This is a genomic window from Blautia sp. DFI.9.10 (assembly GCF_024461705.1).
GTDB classification, from domain to species: domain Bacteria; phylum Bacillota; class Clostridia; order Lachnospirales; family Lachnospiraceae; genus Blautia_A; species Blautia_A fusiformis.
This window is the reverse complement of record NZ_JANGAA010000004.1, coordinates 194,668-212,654: the sequence shown is the minus strand read 5'-3', so window position 1 is coordinate 212,654 and position 17,987 is coordinate 194,668. Positions and strand designations below refer to the sequence as shown.

General features: G+C 49.5%; 24 protein-coding genes and 1 pseudogene. 2 read left to right on the top strand and 23 right to left on the bottom strand.

Features of this window, described 5'->3' with window-relative positions; translation table 11 throughout:
- Window positions 1-87: 87 nt before the first annotated feature.
- The 22 genes and pseudogenes from NE671_RS04475 to NE671_RS04370 all read right to left on the bottom strand — a co-directional run bounded on the left by NE671_RS04475 (window position 88) and on the right by NE671_RS04370 (window position 15,668).
- Window positions 88-465 (bottom strand): TnpV protein, encoded by a 378-nt coding sequence (locus NE671_RS04475; protein WP_256163711.1) that lies wholly within the window; start codon window positions 463-465, stop codon window positions 88-90.
- Window positions 425-697 (bottom strand): helix-turn-helix domain-containing protein, encoded by a 273-nt coding sequence (locus NE671_RS04470; protein WP_256163710.1) that lies wholly within the window; start codon window positions 695-697, stop codon window positions 425-427. Before NE671_RS04470 ends, NE671_RS04475 begins: the two co-directional genes overlap by 41 nt.
- Before the next feature lie 279 nt (window positions 698-976).
- The gene (locus NE671_RS04465) at window positions 977-2,602 is read right to left on the bottom strand and encodes a recombinase family protein (RefSeq protein ID WP_227083176.1); all 1,626 of its coding nucleotides are present in this window, start codon (window positions 2,600-2,602) and stop codon (window positions 977-979) included.
- A gap of 127 nt (window positions 2,603-2,729) precedes the next feature.
- Complete coding sequence (locus NE671_RS04460; protein ID WP_227083174.1) at window positions 2,730-2,924, bottom strand: transposon-encoded TnpW family protein; 195 nt, start codon at window positions 2,922-2,924, stop codon at window positions 2,730-2,732.
- Window positions 2,921-3,775, bottom strand: a complete 855-nt coding sequence (locus NE671_RS04455; RefSeq protein ID WP_227100177.1) for an ATP-binding protein — start codon at window positions 3,773-3,775, stop codon at window positions 2,921-2,923. The genes NE671_RS04460 and NE671_RS04455 overlap by 4 nt, the downstream gene beginning before the upstream one ends.
- Window positions 3,772-4,512 (bottom strand): replication initiator protein A, encoded by a 741-nt coding sequence (locus NE671_RS04450; RefSeq protein WP_227100213.1) that lies wholly within the window; start codon window positions 4,510-4,512, stop codon window positions 3,772-3,774. Before NE671_RS04450 ends, NE671_RS04455 begins: the two co-directional genes overlap by 4 nt.
- 130 nt (window positions 4,513-4,642) lie before the next feature.
- Window positions 4,643-5,029, bottom strand: coding sequence for a cysteine-rich VLP domain-containing protein (locus tag NE671_RS04445; RefSeq protein WP_227100178.1), 387 nt, complete (start codon window positions 5,027-5,029; stop codon window positions 4,643-4,645).
- Complete coding sequence (locus NE671_RS04440) at window positions 5,019-6,644, bottom strand: relaxase/mobilization nuclease domain-containing protein (RefSeq protein WP_227100179.1); 1,626 nt, start codon at window positions 6,642-6,644, stop codon at window positions 5,019-5,021. The genes NE671_RS04445 and NE671_RS04440 overlap by 11 nt, the downstream gene beginning before the upstream one ends.
- Window positions 6,616-7,011, bottom strand: coding sequence for a plasmid mobilization protein (locus NE671_RS04435; protein ID WP_195974162.1), 396 nt, complete (start codon window positions 7,009-7,011; stop codon window positions 6,616-6,618). The genes NE671_RS04440 and NE671_RS04435 overlap by 29 nt, the downstream gene beginning before the upstream one ends.
- Window positions 7,012-7,607: 596 nt before the next feature.
- The gene (locus tag NE671_RS04430; protein WP_173681418.1) at window positions 7,608-7,811 is read right to left on the bottom strand and encodes a helix-turn-helix domain-containing protein; all 204 of its coding nucleotides are present in this window, start codon (window positions 7,809-7,811) and stop codon (window positions 7,608-7,610) included.
- On the bottom strand, window positions 7,801-8,247 hold the full coding sequence (locus NE671_RS04425) for a sigma-70 family RNA polymerase sigma factor (protein ID WP_173681419.1): 447 nt from the start codon (window positions 8,245-8,247) through the stop codon (window positions 7,801-7,803). Before NE671_RS04425 ends, NE671_RS04430 begins: the two co-directional genes overlap by 11 nt.
- A gap of 203 nt (window positions 8,248-8,450) precedes the next feature.
- A complete protein-coding gene (locus NE671_RS04420) occupies window positions 8,451-9,599 on the bottom strand; it encodes an ABC transporter permease subunit (protein ID WP_173681420.1) in 1,149 nt (382 codons plus the stop codon).
- A gap of 2 nt (window positions 9,600-9,601) precedes the next feature.
- Complete coding sequence (locus NE671_RS04415; protein WP_173681421.1) at window positions 9,602-10,294, bottom strand: ABC transporter ATP-binding protein; 693 nt, start codon at window positions 10,292-10,294, stop codon at window positions 9,602-9,604.
- The gene (locus NE671_RS04410) at window positions 10,270-10,995 is read right to left on the bottom strand and encodes a hypothetical protein (RefSeq protein WP_173681422.1); all 726 of its coding nucleotides are present in this window, start codon (window positions 10,993-10,995) and stop codon (window positions 10,270-10,272) included. The genes NE671_RS04415 and NE671_RS04410 overlap by 25 nt, the downstream gene beginning before the upstream one ends.
- Window positions 10,988-11,452, bottom strand: coding sequence for an RNA polymerase sigma factor (locus NE671_RS04405; RefSeq protein ID WP_173681423.1), 465 nt, complete (start codon window positions 11,450-11,452; stop codon window positions 10,988-10,990). The genes NE671_RS04410 and NE671_RS04405 overlap by 8 nt, the downstream gene beginning before the upstream one ends.
- Window positions 11,453-11,605: 153 nt before the next feature.
- The gene (locus NE671_RS04400) at window positions 11,606-11,743 is read right to left on the bottom strand and encodes a Maff2 family mobile element protein (RefSeq protein ID WP_256163708.1); all 138 of its coding nucleotides are present in this window, start codon (window positions 11,741-11,743) and stop codon (window positions 11,606-11,608) included.
- Between the two features lie 241 nt (window positions 11,744-11,984).
- Window positions 11,985-12,794 (bottom strand): annotated as a pseudogene (locus tag NE671_RS04395) (VirD4-like conjugal transfer protein, CD1115 family); the annotation flags it as partial.
- A gap of 86 nt (window positions 12,795-12,880) precedes the next feature.
- Entirely contained in the window at window positions 12,881-13,288 is a 408-nt protein-coding gene (locus tag NE671_RS04390) for a hypothetical protein (protein ID WP_425463781.1), read from the bottom strand.
- 35 nt (window positions 13,289-13,323) lie between these two features.
- Window positions 13,324-13,497: a transposon-encoded TnpW family protein gene (locus NE671_RS04385; protein ID WP_425463782.1), complete on the bottom strand. Its 174-nt coding sequence runs from the start codon at window positions 13,495-13,497 to the stop codon at window positions 13,324-13,326.
- Between the two features lie 64 nt (window positions 13,498-13,561).
- The gene (locus NE671_RS04380; RefSeq protein WP_256163706.1) at window positions 13,562-14,425 is read right to left on the bottom strand and encodes an ATP-binding protein; all 864 of its coding nucleotides are present in this window, start codon (window positions 14,423-14,425) and stop codon (window positions 13,562-13,564) included.
- Window positions 14,422-15,156, bottom strand: coding sequence for a phage replisome organizer N-terminal domain-containing protein (locus tag NE671_RS04375; RefSeq protein WP_118207843.1), 735 nt, complete (start codon window positions 15,154-15,156; stop codon window positions 14,422-14,424). The genes NE671_RS04380 and NE671_RS04375 overlap by 4 nt, the downstream gene beginning before the upstream one ends.
- A 113-nt stretch (window positions 15,157-15,269) precedes the next feature.
- On the bottom strand, window positions 15,270-15,668 hold the full coding sequence (locus tag NE671_RS04370; RefSeq protein WP_097780863.1) for a cysteine-rich VLP domain-containing protein: 399 nt from the start codon (window positions 15,666-15,668) through the stop codon (window positions 15,270-15,272).
- Between the two features lie 126 nt (window positions 15,669-15,794).
- Between NE671_RS04370 and NE671_RS04365 the strand changes: the two genes are divergently transcribed.
- Both NE671_RS04365 and NE671_RS04360 read left to right on the top strand, forming a co-directional pair.
- Window positions 15,795-16,073 carry a type II toxin-antitoxin system RelB/DinJ family antitoxin gene (locus NE671_RS04365; RefSeq protein WP_005924829.1) on the top strand — a complete coding sequence of 93 codons (279 nt, stop codon included), beginning with the start codon at window positions 15,795-15,797 and terminating at the stop codon, window positions 16,071-16,073.
- Window positions 16,070-16,360 (top strand): type II toxin-antitoxin system YafQ family toxin, encoded by a 291-nt coding sequence (locus tag NE671_RS04360; RefSeq protein WP_002596328.1) that lies wholly within the window; start codon window positions 16,070-16,072, stop codon window positions 16,358-16,360. The genes NE671_RS04365 and NE671_RS04360 overlap by 4 nt, the downstream gene beginning before the upstream one ends.
- A gap of 107 nt (window positions 16,361-16,467) precedes the next feature.
- Here NE671_RS04360 and mobQ read toward each other — a convergent pair whose 3' ends face one another.
- Window positions 16,468-17,913 carry a MobQ family relaxase gene (gene mobQ, locus NE671_RS04355; protein ID WP_097780861.1) on the bottom strand — a complete coding sequence of 482 codons (1,446 nt, stop codon included), beginning with the start codon at window positions 17,911-17,913 and terminating at the stop codon, window positions 16,468-16,470.
- Between the last annotated feature and the right edge of the window lie 74 nt (window positions 17,914-17,987).

The window sequence follows — 17,987 nt, the reverse complement described above, 5'->3', positions numbered from 1 at the left end:
AAGAAAATCGCTATGCCATAGCCTTGGTAGGCCATCGCGCAGCGATTTTGTTCAATTTCGATTTGTCATAATTATTCTACCATATCGTTATGAATAAATCAACTCATACAAAACAATTTCTTCTGCCCGGTTGTAAATATTATTGCAACGCTGCACCCATTCCATTTGTTGGGTTCGCTTCAATTCCTCTGTCACACCCTCGGCGGCTTTCATCTGTTCCATGATGGTATCTAACCGATTCTGTGCCTGTTCATTCAGGTCTGCAAGATATGTCCACAATTCTCCGGTCAGTATCAATGTGTTCAATCTGGCTGGATGGACTTCTCTTAAATATTCCCGGTGCATCCGTCCATATTTTCCGATAGGGCGGTGTTCCTCCGGCAGCTTCAAATGTGGGATGTAGTAATCTCCAACAAGGATATAATCAATTCCGCTTTTTGTTATTCTTGATTTCAATTCGTTCATGTTCCTTACCTCCTGTGGAAGCAGGCTCGTCTGGTACTAACTCAATCACATCGGTAATCTCACAGTTCAGAGTTTCGCAGATACGGGCTAATGTATCCATGCTGATGTGCTTTCCCTCTTTGCTCATGTTGGCAATCATATTCGTTGTCATACCAGCGGCAATCCTTAAATCCTCTTTTCTCATGTCACGCTCTAACAGTGTGTGCCAGAGTGGTTTATAGCTGATGTGCATATTGTTTTCCTGCCTTTCTATCCATACCACCGGGGCGGCTGCCCCGGCAGGAACTTTTCTCTTATTATAGCACCAATCTTGTGTAATCACAATTTATTCTTGTAGCCTACCGCTGATACCGTCTGGATTGTGCTTTTCCTTTCTTTTTGTTCCCTTTAATTAGCCATGAACTGTTTTATTCCTTGTGACTTTGCTTATGTGTGATAAAGAAGTAATAGAAGTGTAAAAAATTTTGCCGTTCCTATCCGGCACATGAGGTATGTCGGATAGGTCGGGCGGTTAGGTGTCGGGCAGTTCTACCTTGCCGACAAAAGAATAATAGATTTCGATTTCCTGTCTGCGTAACTTGCCCCGGCGTTTCCCGTCAAGGGCAACGCTTTCATGGACAACGATTTTCTCCACAAACTCCCGCAGCAGAGTAGGGGTAAGTTCTTCAATGGTAGTGTGCCTGCGTACCACATTCATAAACTTTTCAGCGTTTGCGGTGGCTTCCTGCGCTTTGGAAAGTTCTTCCCGCAGTCTGGCGGCACGTTCTTTCAGTTCTTTCTGCTCGGCTTCATAGTCTGCCGACAGCTCTGTGAAACGCTCGTCCGATATGCGCCCGGTTACGCTGTCCTCATACAGCCGCTTGAAGATAGCAGATAACTCGGCTATGCGTTTCTCGGCGGCTTCCAGCTCCTTTTTCTTGGCGGCGTTCCTGCGTCTGTCCCCGTCCTCATTCTGCTCGATTAAAAGCTTCATAAACCGGGCTTCATGCTTTGCCGCATAGCTGGTAACTTTCCGCAGATTGGAGAGTACGCCAGCGGTCAAAAGGTCGGTGCGGATAAAGTGCGCCGTACAGTCGGCGGTGCGTTTCTTGTAGCTTCCACAGATATAACAGTCCTGCTTGCGCTTGTCCGTCTGGTATCGCTGCTGGTACATCACGCTGCCGCAGTCGGCACAAAAGAGTATGCCGGAGAACAAGCCCACTTCATCATAACGGTTGGGGCGCTTGCGCTGCTTGCGTAACTCCTGCACCCGTTCCCACGTTTCCCGGTCAATGATAGGCTCATGGTGGTTCTCAAAAACCGCCTGCTTTTCCGGGGGATTTTCTATGCTGTGTTTCAGCTTGTAGGACGGCTTCTCGGTCTTAAAGTTTACCAGACAGCCCGTATATTCCCGGTTTTCCAGCAGATGAACCACGGTATTGGTCGCCCACTTGCACTCATAGCCGGGGTGGTAGCGGCGGGTGCTTCCCGTCCTGCGGTATTCCAGTGTCCCCGGCGTGGGGATTTGCTGCTCGGTCAGCATACGGGCTATCTTGGTCGGACCGTTCCCGGCAAGGCAAAGGCTGTAAATCTGCCGTACCACCGGGGCGGCTTCCTCGTCAATGATGAAATTTTCGTCCTCGTCCATGAGGTAGCCATAGACGGGCTTGCTTGTGACAGGCTTTCCACTCATGCCCTTAGAGCGTTTTACTGCCTTGATTTTCTTGCTCGTATCTCTCACCAGCCATTCGTTAAAAATGTTCCGCAGCGGGGCAAAATCATTTTCCCCCTGTGCGCTGTCAACGCCGTCATTGATAGCAATAAAACGGACGTTTTTCTGTGGGAAAATCATTTCTGTGTACATTCCCACCTGTAAGTAGTTTCGCCCTAACCTCGACATATCCTTTACGATAACTGTCCCGACTTTTCCGGCTTCAATGTCCGCAAGCATGGCTTGAAATCCGGGTCTTTGAAAGTTCGCACCAGAATAACCGTCGTCCGTGTACCAGCGCAGGTTGGAAAAGCCGTTCTGCTTTGCATAGGTTTCAAGGATACGCTTCTGGTTGGAAATGGAATTGCTCTCGCCTTGCAGCTCGTCCTCATGGGATAGTCTTGGGTAAAGGGCGGTAATTGGTTGTTGGTTGGTCTGTCTTAACATAAAATCCTCCGTTTCCGACAGCCAGCCCCACTATTCCGTACCTTGATTGTACCACATGGGGCGGCTGTCTGTATAGCGGCAAAAGCGTCAAATCTGCTTCTTTATGGTCAGTAAAAATGATGGTTTTTCAATCAGGCTTCTCACAGGTCAGATATCCGGCGGCGGCTTCTGCTTCCAGCACTTTCATCATCTTGTCAGCGGCGGTGTCGGTCGCCCCCTCCTTAAAAAAGCCGGACACCACAAGGATTGTGTTGCCTATCCTCGTTTCGGTCACGCAGTCCGGGCGGCGGGCAGGGCGTTTGTTTCTCTGGGTGTCGGTCATAGGCAAATCTCCTTTCCGGCAAGCAGCTGTTTCAGCTGTTCCATTTTCCCCTGTGCGGCGGCTTTCCTCAAATTCTCCCCGGTAAAGCAGAGAGGGGAACACATTTCAAGCAGGCGGTCATAAATGCGGGCGTGGGCGGTGTCCTCCGGGTGCTGCAATTCCTCCAGCGTGAGGTTGGTCGTCACAATCAGCGGCTTCCTGCTCCGGTAGCGGCTGTCAATCACATTGTAGACCTGTTCCAGACCGTATTCTGTGCCACGCTCCATTCCAAAATCGTCAATGATGAGCAGGGGGAAGCTGCAAAGGCGGGAAATATATTCGTTCCTGCCCGCAAAGCTGGCGGCAAGGTCATTGAGTATCGTTGCAAAGTTTGTCATGCACACCGGGACTTCCTGCTCCATGAGGGCGTTTGCAATACACCCGGCAAAATAGCTTTTTCCAGTGCCTACCCTGCCCCACAAGAGCAGCCCGTAGTTCCCGTCCTTTATCTGTTCCCAGCGTTCCACATATCCGGCGGCGTTCTTCATCTGCGGGCAGCTTCCGTTATCGTTGGCAAATGTCCAGTCCTGCATGGTCTTGTCTGTAAAGCCCTGCCGTTTCAGCCGTTCCACCGTTTCAAGGTGGCTGCGCTGCTTCTCGGCGGCTTCCCGTTCCTTACGGGCTGCCCGCTGGCAGTCGCACTCTGACGGGTGGCGGTCACGCCCGAAAAAGGTCTTGCCCTCCGGGAAATAGGCTTCTTTGGGTTTCCGGCATTTGCCGCAGTATAAAAGCCCGTCCTCCCCGGTGTAATCCTCCGGCTCGGCTGTGGTGTCGGTCATAGGCAGTATGGTGTTGTGGATTGTATCGGTCATAGGCTTTCTCCCTCCTTGAATGAATAGTCCGGTATGCCTTTCTTTGGCTTCTCTTTGGCAGCGTCCTCCTGCGCCCACTTGTAAATGGTGGCTGCATGGCTCTGGTACTGCTTCCCAGTGGAAGCGATATGGCAGGAAAGGCGGTCAAGGTAATACTCCCACTTGCCGGGGAAGTCCTGTTCCAGCTCCATAAGTTCTGCGTCAGAAAGGAATACGTTTTTATATCTGCCATAAGCGGCGGGGGGCTGCCCCTCACTCGCTCCTTTTGTTTGGCTCTCTATTAGGTTGTTTATATTAGTTTGGTTAGGGGACGGTTTTCCGACCGTCATAGGGTCAGTTTTCCGGCTGTCAGTTGGTCGGTTTCCCGCCCTTATGAGGGTCGGTTTTTTGTCCGTCAGTTGGTCGGAAAACTGTACTACTGGGATAGGCGGCACTTTCACATACAGACGGTTGGCGGCAGAAAAGCCCGTCCGTCTGCGTTCCAGCAGCCCGGCAGCGTCCAGTTCGTTCAGTGCGCCCTTTATGGTGGTGCAGCCTTTATCCAGCATTTCCGCTATCTCTGCTATGGGGTAGACAATGTATGTCCGTCCCTCGCTGTCCTGCCAGCCGTTCTTCTGCGAAAGGGTGGAACGGTCTAACAGCAGCGCATACAGCAGCTTGGCGGTGTGGGATATGTCCATTTTCAGCAGGAAACGGGGGTAAGGCAGGTAAGCGGGCAGCTCCGTTTCTGCGGTCATATAATCAGCGATAGGGTTCACCTCCTTGTGGTGTCTGTCTGTGGGTTCTGTTACGCTTTTAGAGGGCGTTTTTAAGGGAAAAGGATAAATGTATCACGCACCCTTTGACACCCTCCCAAAAAGCCTTGATTTATGCGGGTTTGAAATGCCCTAAAGCGTGACATTTCTCCCTTTGTTTCCGCTTCCGTTTGGCGGCGTTTATCCGCTTCATGCGTCCGGCGCAGTCCGGGCAGTATTTCCCCCGGTTGGATTTGGGGGAAAAGAACGCCCTGCAGACAGCGCAGCGTTTCCGGCTTCCCCGGCGCAAGAGGGCGGCTTCCAGTGCTTCATCAAGGGGCAGGACAGCGGCAGTAAACCAGCGGCAGAGCAGCGAATAGCTGATACTCTGCACACACACGCAAGGCTCGCCGTCCTCCAGCAGCAGGCAGTTCCCGCTGTCATAGTTGCAGCACTCATGCACAAGGCGGCGGGCTGCCCGGTACTGGCGGTAGTCCATGCGGGGGATATTACCGTTCATGGCTCTGCTCCTTTCTGCGCTGCGGCTCGCTCCGGCGTAAAATCTGGTCGATATTGCCCTTGACCGTCTGTAAGCGGTGGTATTCCTCCCGTTTTGCCCGGTAATCGTTGTAGCCGCTGTTTTTCTCTTTGATAAGGGTTTCAATCTCTGCTTGCAGGGCTTTATAGCTCGGCAGCTTGGAAATGCCGTTCTCCCTGAAATAGCGGGCGGCTGCGTCTGCTATGATAAAGTCGCTTTCGTGCTTCTGTCGGTAGGCTGCTTTTGCGTTGGCGTTTTTCTGCTGTTTCAGCCCGTCCCGGACAGGGCGGGTCTTGGAATAGGCAAGTACCTGCTGTTGCAGCTCCTTTTTCCCGTTCAGCGTCTTTTCCACCTGCTTCAACCACGCAAGGCTTTCCTGCATGGCGGCATAGGCGGCAGAACAGGCTTCGTCCAGTTCCTCCGGAGAAGAAAAGCCGTACTGCTGATAGGCGGTAACGGTAGCTGCCATTTGCTTTAGGTTGTGCTTTGCCGCCCAGCGGTCATAGCCCACGCCCTTGCCCTCGGCTCGCTTGGCTTCCCGGTCAACCATGCGCTGCAAGGTGTTGTCTGCCGGGGTGGTTTTTGTGGTTTTTTCCCCTTGTGACGGCTTTTTAACTGCGGCAGGGTATTCGGGTATGGCTTTGGTCTGTTCGGCGGCTCTGTGGGCGTTCCGCGTGAGCAGGGCAAGGACAGCAGCCTTGTCAAAATCGTCCCCCAGCTTCCGGGCTGTGATAGGCTTTGTCCTGTCCGGCGTGAGGTAGGAAAGCCGCCCCCGGCTCTCCTTGACGGTCACACCCTCCCGCAGCAAAAGGAAAGAAAACTCGTCAAAGCTGCCAGCTTGGGAAAGTGCCTGCCGTATCGTCCGGCGCAGCTTCGCCTTGTCCGTTTCAAACTTGGTGGGCTTGGTCGGCTGTCCGGCGGCTTCTCTGGCAGCGTTCTCTTTATCAAGGGCAAGCTGCCCTTTCTTTGCCGCCCAGTATTCCCGTTCGGTTATCCGTTCCTTGCTGCCGTTCAAGAGGTCGATTTGGTAAAGCCCCTCCCGGTGGCACATCTCCATGACTTCACTCTTGAAATATTCCATAGCGGCGTTGGTGCAGCGGTGCTTGCAGCCCTCCCGTGTGTCGGCTGGTCTGTCCATGTAGGGCAGAAGCGGGACTTCGTAAATCCGCAGGGAGTTGATGACGATATGCACATGGATATTGCCGCTGTGGTTATGCCCGTCCGGGTGGGTGCAGATTAGGGCTTGGTGTCCGGGGAAATGTTCTTTACAGAACTGCTCGCCCAGCTCCTGCGCCCGGTCTACGGTCAAGCCGTTGTCTGTCCCGTCCCGTGGGTCAAAGCTGATGATATAGTGGTGGCTTTTCACATCTTCCCGTTTTTGGTTTTTCTCATAGCGGAGATTGGCTCGCATACAGGCAACGGCGAAATCCTCGCTCCCGCAGTTAAGGGAAGAAATGCGGTAATCCTCCCTCGGTATCAGCCGCCCGTTTTCATCAAGGGTGGGCTTCATGGTAAACTCGTCATGCTCAAATGTGAGATAGGCTTCCGCTGCGCCATAGTCAGCATTTTTAGAGCTGATATGTTTGAATGTTGCCAACAGCGTCACCCACTTTCTGCAAGACTTCAAACTTTAGGGCAGCAAGGTCGGAAACCGCCGCCCGTACCTCCCCGGCAAGCTGCGGGTAGGGGCTGTGCCACTCGTTCAGCGTCCGGGCTATCTGGTTTAAGTTGCCGCCGATCCTGCCGTATTCGGCGGTCAGCTTCCCGACAGCGGCAAGCAGCTCGTCATTGACGGGGGAAACGGTTATGATGGGGCGTATGGCTGCCCCGGTTATGGCTTGCCGGATAAACTCGGCTTGGCTCATGTTGTAAGCAGAAAGCCGCTGGGCAAACTCGGCGTATTCTTCCTCGGTCATGCGTGTCTTGACTACCCGGCTGCGGTGCGGTGTGTTGTATCTTTTCATGGTCGGCAGACCTCCTTTCTATGCGTGGTGTCCTCTCACTAATAGGAGAAAAACAGGGTGTGAAGCGGAACTGTTTTTGAAAAATCCGAAAAAATATTTTGAGGGGTTTTTCAGCGGCGCAAGCCGTATAAGCAGGGTTTGGGGAAGGCACTCCCCAACAAGATTCCCGCAGGGGCAAAATGAGCGGAAAGCGAATTTTGGCACCTCGGTAGAATCTTGCTCTAAGTAAGCCGCAGATTTCCCCTTGCACTTACTACTCGTATAGCCGCCGCCCGTTTTGGCTGGATTTCTGCAAAAATCTTACGGCGTGGAGCGAGTTTTACCCGCAGTTCTTTCTTTCCGCTAAAGATACATTTCAAAGGCCGCCAGCTACCCGCTTGCCGGGAATTTCTCAAATTTTCCTTTACCTTAGAAATACAGGAAATGCAGATTTGGCTACCGCCGCAGAAAATTTTTTATTTCCGGCTTCACCTACCTACTACGGACGGATTGCGATTTTGCCAAACGGACAAAGAAAAAAGCAGCAAATCTTTTTCAGACTTACTGCTTTTCGCTGCCGCCGGTGACGGTGGGGTATTCAGTTGTGGGCTGTGCCGTCATTCTCTAAAACGGAATTTGAAGATTGCGGCAAGCAGCGTTTGTGTGATGTAGTCCTCTGCGTCCGGGTTAAACTGCCCGTTTACGAAAGCGGAGAAATATATGTGCCGCCGGTAATGCTGCAAAATGGTATTGACCGCCTCCGGCTCGCCGCTGGCGGCCTGCACGATTGTTTCATAGGGGAGAAGTCTGCTATTCCTCATGCGTCATTCCCTCCATTTCCTCATAAAGCCGCCGTAGGGATTTGCGGATATGGTAGCCGGTGGCGCTGCGGCTGCGCCCGTACCGTTTCCCGATTTTCTCCTGTGAAAGACGGTGGTAAAAGGACAGGTAAAGCATTTCCTGTTCCTCAACCGGTAGACGGGAGAGGGCTTGTACCAGCAGCCCGTTGTTTAAGATAACTGTATCACCGCAAAGGTTCAGTATGTATTCCTCGTCCGGCTCCGGGGCTTGAAAACATTTATCATTTGTGCCTAATGGGTGGTGCTTTTCTTCTGTGAGGTATTCAAGGGATATTTCTCTTTTGTATTTCCGGCTCCAATCCCGCAAGGCGGTGTACTTGGCGTTGCGGATAACGACAACGCAAAAGGCATGGAACGTGTACTCGATATGCTCCTTGTATTCTTCTGTGCAGGTCATAGAAAATCCCCCTTTCCTCCACAATGGGCTGTGCATGGTTGACGGGCTGTATTATAATCATAGGGGGCGGCAGCACTCCTTGCTGTCGCCCCTTGATTACCCTCCTGCAAAGACGGGCGGGGCTGTCAACGGCGGGCATTTATGCCCGTTAAGTTTGCCGTTGACTGCTTCGCCTGGTTGCGCTACCCGTTACGGAGTTACATTTATCTACCGTTAATCTGATAGCGATTGTATGTCAGTTTTCCAATCAAAGCGAAAATGACAGCCAACACCAAATATACAATCGGCGCATACTGATAAGCTGCTAAAGGACTGCCGCCCACATGAAACATAGAATAACGAAATGCCCCGTTAAGCGAAACAAGATTACTCGGAAGCAGATACCAAATTTCAGAAAGCAGTTTGAGGTTTGCGGGCATTTCCATAATGAACATTGTAACAAGGAGAACACCCGTTATAATTCCAATGGTAGCAATGCTATTTTTCGTTACCTCTGATAACATCATGGTAAATATGCTAATCAATGCAGCTCCGGCAAAGGACAATCCAACTAAAATCAAAGCTGCCTGTCCCACGGTAAGATTAAACGGGCGCAACAGAACAAATTGCAGTATCGTATCATATCCGTCAAATCCATATAAAAAAGCAATTATTCCGAACATGAGCAGAGAAAGAAGCAGCGTAAAACCTACACCTACCGTCAATCCCGCAAGGGTTTTCGCTGCATATAATTTCTTCTTCCCAAGGCGGGTACAAAGGATTACCTGGTCTGTTTTTCGGGTATGCTCCACGGTAAATACCGTTGAAAGACAGATTGCAATAAACATGATTTCCATACAGGTAATCAATTTCATCATATCTGCAATTTGCCGCCAACCGTCAAAATATCCGTGATAAACAATCGGCTCGTCAAATGAAATACTTTCGGTCAGCCCTGCCGGGGTATTTGCTTCTAACTGTGCATTTAATTTTTCATAAAATGCTTCGCTATCACATACTAATATTTCCGCGCCTGCTTGTGTCCCCAATGTTCTGCCAATGAAATTATATACATCTAAGTACGGGAGTGCTTCTTTGTAATTTCCGTTAAAAATAAAATCCTCATACGCAGGGCGCATTTCGTCAATCAGTTTTTGGTCTATCGCTCTGCCGGAGATCTGCTCTGCGGCTTCCTGTTCTGCCCGATTTGCTGCATATCCATTTAGGGAACTGTCGGAATATTCCCTATTTTGCGGAAGTACAGCACTTGCTATACCCCAAATAACAAGTCCTACAAGCAGGACGCCGCCTGTAATCCAAACAATTTTTCTGCTGATAATCTTTCGCAGTTCAAACTTATATAGCGTAAGCATAATCACTCCTCCTCAAATTCATCAAGATAAAATTTCTCCAAGTCGTCGATTTCATCAGCAGAGCCATTAAATACAATCTGTCCTGCTTTCATCATAAGCACCGTATCTGCGATATGCTCAATATCTGATACGATATGGGTAGACAGTAAAACAATGCTTTCCGTACCCAATTCTTTAATCAGATTACGGAAGCGCACACGTTCTTTCGGGTCAAGCCCAGCGGTAGGCTCGTCTAAAATAATAATCTTTGGGTCATTCAAAAGTGCCTGTGCAATACCAAGCCTTTGCTTCATGCCGCCGGAATAGGTCGCAATTTTCTTTTTGGCTACGTCGGAAAGGCTCACCAATTCCAGAAGTTTTTTTGATTTTCGTTTTGCTTCTGTCTTTGTCAGTCCTTTTAATGAAGCCATATATAAGAGAAAATCCATGCCGTTAAAATCCGGGTAATAACCGAAGTCCTGCGGAAGATATCCCAATTCCGCCCGGTATTCCTCGGAAGATACGTCCATTCCGTCAAAAGTAACCGTACCGCTTGTGGGTTTCAAAATACCGCAAAGCATACGCATAAAAGTAGTTTTCCCTGCGCCGTTTGCCCCAAGCAGACCATAGACACCGTTTGTCAGTTGTAGGCTTACCCGGTCAACGGCTATTTTGTTTTCATACTGTTTTGTCAGTCTGTCAATGCAAAGTTCCATATAAATCCCTCCGTTTTTTTGAATGTATGGTAAAATTCTTTTGCAGTAATTCCAAACAGGAATAAAGCTGCTACTATCCACCATACCAAGTAATTTGTCTGGAATAAAAAGTCTGCCATATAGCGAAGCGTCATATTTACCCCGCTTACAAAAACAGCTACCGCCATGCACCCATAAATGACTTCTTTATTACGGAAACGTCGCACAAGATATAGGCTGATACTTGTTGTCAATAGATACGGAACAAACAAATATACACCTGTCTGCATAAAGGAAATACTGTTTGCAACATGGCAGACCGGAATTATGATACAAAAAATCCCAAAGTTGAAAACACCTAAAATAATCAACCTTGCCAAAACAACACTCTTTAAGGAAAACCGGGCAGACATTTCTAACTCATTCATTCCGTATATGGCAGATTTTGTGCTTTCTGCAATAAGCAGCAATGCAAGAAAAGGGGTAAATGCAGATACAATCCATACCGTATTTTCACTTGCAAAAGAAGCCGCCCATGCTACGGGCAAAAGTATCAATATAGACATTAGCCATACGCTTTTCTTGATAAAGGGAATTTGGCTGCATATAAATGTTTTGGTACTGATATGCGGGCGGGGCAGCGAATGGATAAACTGAACCTTGCGACCCGGCGTAGGTGCGTCAAACGCTTTAGCAATCTGTTTTTTTAGTTCTCTATTCATCTGAAAAGCCTCCTTTCTGTAACTCCGTTTTGAGATATTTTAATATCCTTGCGGTTTTTCGGTATATGGCAAAACGGGAAAGTCCTGTAATCTTGCATATCGAAGCTATGGGAACATCATTTGCATATCGAAGCAGCAACAATTCCTGTTCGTCCTGCGGAAGTTTGTAAATGAGGTTTTTTATTGCAATGCTGTCTATCCACTCCTGTGTTGGGTCATAGCTCAATTCCTCGTTTATCTCACATGATTTTTCTTTGCTTCCTTTTCGGTATTCTTCAATACATAAATTACGGGCAATCGTGTAGAGATAAGGAAGTTCTTTGTCGCTGTTAAGGCTTAACTGCTTATTGAAAAATCGCAGAAATGTTTCCTGCGTTATATCCTCTGCCGTTTGACAATGGCGGACTTTGAAATAACAGTAGCGGTATATTTTGTCATATTGTTCTTCCAAATCCATAGCGTTCAAGACCTCCTTTCATTATGTATAACGGTTTAGCCACATCAAATGTGCGGCTGTTTTGAAAATTATAGCATATTTTTGCAAGTTCTTTTAGGCTGCGGAATAGTGGTAGGCTACTGTCTATGCTTGTATTTTGGTTTTGCTTCTTTACTAAACATAAGCATTTGCACCCGGATTGTCCGTTCCATATCCTTCCAGCAGATTGATCACTCCCCAGGCTGCAAGTCCGGCTCCGATCGCACAAACCAATGTTTTTAAGGTCGTAATTGCCGTTGTAAAAAATGCCATAAGTGTACCTTTGGAAAACTTACATTTTCCAGTCCTTTCTTAGATTTTTTCCAGAAAGGGAAGAAAACACTATATAAACCCTGCCTTTTGTGCTACACTAAGCATAGGATTTTCTACTTAGAAAATTCCTCACACGTACAGTCGGTATATTCATTTTCGTCGATGGATACCGACTGTTCCTTTTTTCCAAATTATTCATGATTTCCTCCCATGATCCACTTCCCGACAATTTGTCGAGAAGTTACATCTGATACAGTTCCACTTCATCCTCTGGTTTCAGTATCAGATTAGTACTCAGATATTTTTCAATATCAAAGGTATTCTTTTTGTCATAATCGGACAGATATTTGTAATTTTTATGTTTGCAAATATCGTATTTATTTGAGAAAAATGGTCTGACACCTCTCACCTGCAGAATACATTTTCCTCCGTCCATAACTGCTATTTCATCCTGACTCATCAACTCCTTTCCTGTTTTCTGGTAGTTCATTCCATAAGACCGCTGACTGCCTCTCGTATCCGATGTGTTATACAGATCTATGGTTTCTTTTCCCAAAATCTCCGCTATTTCCTTTAATGTCGTTTTTTCCTTTCCCCCCAGGAATAAGGTCGTATCACAGTTCCCTTCGATGGTATCGGCATTATCCTTATAAATTGCCTTAAGCTGAGACTTTGACTGCAAAATAATAGAAGCTGAGATTTCCCGGCTTCTAATCGTAGCAATTAATTTTTCAAATTTAGGAATTTGTCCGATGTTCGCAAACTCGTCAAGGAGACACCTCACATGAATTGGAAGTCTGCCTCCATATACATCATCAGCTCTGTCACAGAGCAGATTAAAAAGCTGTGTGTACATAATAGAAACAATAAAATTAAAGGTATCATCGGTATCTGAAATAATGACAAACAATGCAGTTTTCCTGTCACCAACCAGATCCAATTCTAGCTCGTCATAACTCATAAGCTCCCGCAGTTCCGCAATATCAAAGGGTGCGAGTCTTGCACCACAACTGATTAGAATAGATTTTGCTGTCTTACCAGAGACAAATTGTCAAGGACTTTTTAATCAAATTCACAAAAAATCTACAAAAAAGGTGCCAGAAGCATTGTATGGCTCCTGACACCTCGTTTGATAGATTACATTTTTCCGTTCAGCAGGTCTTTGCAGAGATACGCATAGTCTGGCAGCTGGTTGATATATGGCTCCCAGCGCCGCTTGATTTCCGCCAATTCCAGCGGATCGGCTTTCTCCAGTGCATGATCGTTGCCTGTCATATATAAAACATCCGTAGCAACATCATCCAAACACCTGCCGCAGAGATCAGCAGCTGATTCTATCCTAATGCCAGTATCCACATAAAGCGGATTGACGCCAATCGCCAGCCAGACATAGCCTACCTTGTCCGACCAGAGCAGTTCAAAATCAGGGCTTTGCCGCAGATGTTCCGCAAAGACCTCCTTTACTCGTTCAATTTCATGCTTCTCTTTTTCTGTGTAAAGCATTTTCGTGTCCTCCTTGACAAAAATTTTGGTGCGTACCATTATCAGTTTAGCACAAGGCGGCTTCGTTTATCAGTCTGTCACATCTGCTGAATTTCATTTTTGAGCATACGCTTGATTTTATCGCTCATGGTTTCTGTGCTGGTCTGGCTGAAATGGACATGAACCTTGTAGGTTGTCTTGCCGATTTTCTTTACCATCGCTGGCGTGTTTTCCGGCGCTCTGGACGCAGTAACGGCGTCTGCCACCTGCATAGTATGGGGTTCTTTGTTCATGGCGCTCCTTTCTCCGAACGGGTCTGTGCCGCCCGGTAAAAAATCAGTCTTGCTTACTGTTTACAATGTCTTTTGCTGCCTGTCGGGTAGCACCGGCATTTTCTTCCCGGAAATTCTTCCCGTCAAAGAGAATCGGCGCACACCGTTCCAGAATACGGTCATAGATACGGGCGTGGACCAGATCAGGCGGATTTTTCAGCTCGGACAGTTTCAAGTTTGTTGTGATAATCATGGGTCTGCGGCTGCGGTAGCGGCTGTCAATGACGAAAAACATCTGCTCCATAGCATATTCGGTACTGCGCTCTACTCCCAGATCGTCAATGATAAGCAGGTCATACTCGTCAAAGCTGGCAATAAACTCCGACCTGTCCTCAGAGAACATTCCCGTCAGACGGTTCAGGATGGTGGGAAAGTTCGTCATCAGCACCGGCACATCCCGGTCAAGCAAAGCATTGGCAATACATCCGGCGAAAAAAGACTTGCCGGTTCCCACATCTCCAAATAGCAAAAGCCCGATATTGCTCTTATATGCCTCTTTCCAGTTCTCCACATAGGCGTGAGCCTTGTCCATCAATGGGTTTTGCCCGTTATCATTGGAAAATGTGTAGTCATACAGATAACGGTCTTGCAAGCCCTGTGCCTTTCGGCGTTTGATACGCTCCATGCGGCGCTGCCGTTCTTCAGCAGTCTTGCGCTGTTCCTCGGCCTCCCGCTGGCACTGGCAGATACAGCGGGGCATGAAGTAGCCTGGTTTTCCAAAGCATGGCACAACAGTCTGCCTCTGGCCGCCGCATTTCTTACAGTGAATGAGGCCGTCTGCCGGGTCTATGTACTCGTCCCCGGCCAGTTCCACACCGGCGGCTGCCTTGTCGATCAGCGCCCGGATTTCTGCGGTAATCTCCATCATACGGTTTCATCCTCCTTTACGCTGTAATCCCGGTTGCGGGTGGGCGGGGCTGCTTTCTTCGCGTCCTCACCGGCCCAGCGCCGGATGGTGGCGGCATGGCTCTGATACCGCTTGCCGGTAGAAGCCATGTATTCGGACAGCTTTTCGATGTACTGGCCCCATACGGTGGGAAAGCTGGCCTGCAAGTCTGCCATTTCCTCGTCCGTCAGGAAAACATTCTGGTAACGGCCATAGGCGCGGGCGGAGCGTCCCTTCTCTATCTCTCTCTTTATCTCTATCTCTTTCTCTAACTCTATCTCTATCTCTGGTGGACGAATGTCGGACAAATGTCCGCCGTTTGTCCGGGGCGCGGAAAGAGCCTTGTTTTGGAGCCTCGCCGCACGCTTTCGCTCGGCCTCGGTAGAGGACTGGCCGATTAAAAGTTCGATGTTGCTCATGTAGAATGTGCCGCTGTCCAGCACCTCCACAAGACCCAGCTTCAAAAAGATCTGCAAGGCTCTCTCCACAGTGCCGATCTGCTGGCGGGTAATGGTGGCGATCATCTGCGCCGTGTAAGGAATGTCCTCGTCAAGCTGGAGCCGTCCACCATGTTTCAGCGATTTCAGATACAGCTTGAGCAGAATGTTGGAATACAGCACACCATCCTGCATACTTTCCAGCAGCACGATGGAATCATCGTCAAAATAGTTTTCTTTGAGTTTCAGGTAATAATATTTTCGGTTGTCTGACATAGGGTTCCTCCTTGGGGTTTCTCTTGGGATTCTGTACGCATTTTAAGACCGTTTTAGGGGGCGGAAGATAAATCTATCAGCCTGCCTTTGACACCCTCGAAAAAATCCTTGATTTACAAGGGTTTTTCAGCCCCTAAAGCGTGACATTTCTCCCGTTGTTTCCGCTTGCGCTTTGCGGCGTTGATCCGCTTCATGCGTGCGGCACATTCCGGGCAGTATTTGGCCCGGTTGGAACCGGGGGTAAACAGCGCCCCACATACGGCGCATTTCTTTGCATTCAGCCGGTGGAACAGCGCCGTTTCCAGTTCCTTATCCTGCGGCAATACCGCCGCCCGAAACCACCTGCACAACAGGGAGTAGGAAATAGACTGGACACAGACACATTCCTCCCCATCGTCCAGGGCGATACAGTTTCCGTCGATGTAGTTACAGCACTCATGCACCAGCCTCCGCACTCTGCGGTACTGGCGGTAATCCATGACGGGGATAGGTTCAGACTTATTGTTCTTCATAAATGATTTCTTTCATAAAGTTGGTAACCTCCTTAAATGAATTTATTGTTAAATATTCGTGCAAAGTATTGTTTTCTTCGTGCAAATGGCATATACTATAATTGCCAGCAGAAAGGGGTTGATCGTATGGCTGGAAATACCACAAACATCAGTATCCGCATGGACGCAGATTTGAAAGCGCAGGCGGACGCACTGTTTACTGAACTTGGCATGAACCTGACTACGGCGTTTAACATCTTTGTGCGCCAGTCGCTTCGTGAAGGCGGCATTCCCTTTGAAGTAAGGCTGGAACAGCCGAACAAGGAAACGGTTGCTGCCATGCTGGAAGCGGAAAGGATTGCAAAAGACCCGTCTGTAAAGGGCTACAATGACCTTGACGAGTTGTTTGCTGACCTGAAAAGATGAAAGAAACCAAATATACCGTCAAGTACACGACCAGTTTCAAAAAAGACTACAAACGAGCCATCAAGCGTGGTTTGAAGATCGAGCTGCTGGAGCAGGTCGTAGCGTTGCTGGCGATGGGCGAACCGCTGCCGGATAAGAACCGTGACCATGACCTGTCCGGCGATTGGGCAGGCCATCGGGAATGTCATATTCTCCCGGACTGGCTGCTTGTCTACCGCATAGAAGATGATGTTCTGGTGCTGACGCTGGCCCGCACCGGCACACACAGCGACTTGTTCGGCAAATAAACCGACTGCCGCCGTATGGGGAAACCTGTACGGCGGTTTTTCTGTGTGCAAAAGGGTGTCGTGAAACGCGACGCACCTAAAAGGAGTACGCCAAAACGCGGTAGCCCTTACCGCTCCGGTTCCCGGTCGTGAGGTTTATCCCGTTCCTGTCGGGACAACTGCTCGGCGGTTTTGCGGAGCCGTTCCACTGCTTTCAAATCCTCCCGCATTGATTTCATGGCAAGCGTATCCGTCTGCTTTCCGGCAGTCAGCTGGTCGATTTCCCGCTGCCATGCCTTCGGGGTGATTGCCTCGCCGTTGTCTTTCAGTTCTTTCAGATACCGGTCTGCTGCGTCATAGAGGATCAGTTCCCGGCTGTGGCGCTGTTCAAACTGTTCCCGTTTTTCCGGCTTTACTTTGGCAAGCTGCTTGTGGATGGACTTGTACTGGTTGTACTGTTCCCACATCTCCCCGCGCTCGGTAAGGGTAGTGATCCGGCGCTCGGCCTTGACGATCTTTCCGCGCAGGTCATAGTAACGGCTGTTCATATCAGCGATTTTTTCATGAAGCTGCTGCATAGACTGGATGCCGTTTGCCTGCAAAAAGCTGAATAGTGCAGCGCTTTCTTGCAAAGCCCGGATTTTGCCGGTGCGGGTGCGGGGAGCGTCCAACTGCTGCTGGGCCTCCCACAAGGCGGTCAAGCTGCTTTGCTGTGTTTGTGGTTTTTCCGTTTCGGCTTTCGACCAGCGATAAAGACGGGTAATGCGGGCTTTGATTTCTTTCAGCAGCTTGTTGTCGGCGGCGATCTGCCGGTTTACTTCTCCCTTGTCGGTGCGGATACCGCGCTTTTCCATTTGGCTGGCGGCTGGCCCCAGATGGACAGAGGGGATTTTATCAATGCCCTGCCGCTTGTAGCTGCGGTGGTCAATGCGCTCCGGTCTACCGGCAGATTCCAGCGCCCGGTTGGTGTAGGCTGCCCACGCTGCCCTCCAAATCTCCACATTCCCTTTGTCGTTCCAGTCGGTGGTGTCCTCTCGGTGGTTCTTCCAGCCGCCTTTCCCATCCGGGATACGCTGTCCATTCTCGTCCAGGTCGTATGCCTTGCGGCACTTCGCGCCCCATGCGCCGTTTTCTTTTAAGGGCCGGACGGTCAGCATGATATGAACATGGGGGTTGCCGGTTCCCCTGTCATGGATGGCAAAGTCGGCGCACATCCCCTTGTCCACAAAGTTGTCCTTCACATAGGACCGGACAAGGGCAAGCTGCTGTTCTATGGACAGTTCGCGGGGCAAAGCTGCCTCAATCTCGCGGGCAAGCTGGCTGTCCCTTGCTTTCTCGATTTGCTCCACGCTGTTCCAGAGGATAGAACGGTCTGCAAATTCCGGCGGGGCGTAGGCAGGCAGCATGATCTCCGCATGAACAATGCCGCCTTTCCGGGTGTAGTCGTGGGTCATGCCGTCCCATTCATTTGTCAGCTTGGTTCCGCTGCGGTAAGCAGCTGCGGCAACAGCAGAACGGCCTGCGCTGCGCTTGATGATACTGATGGGGATATGACAGAAATCTATGGGGAACACCTCCTTTCAGTGAGGGGATAACAGGCTCTGTGGAGCCGGACAAACGCAAAGTGGGTGTCTGGCTGCGCAGAGCG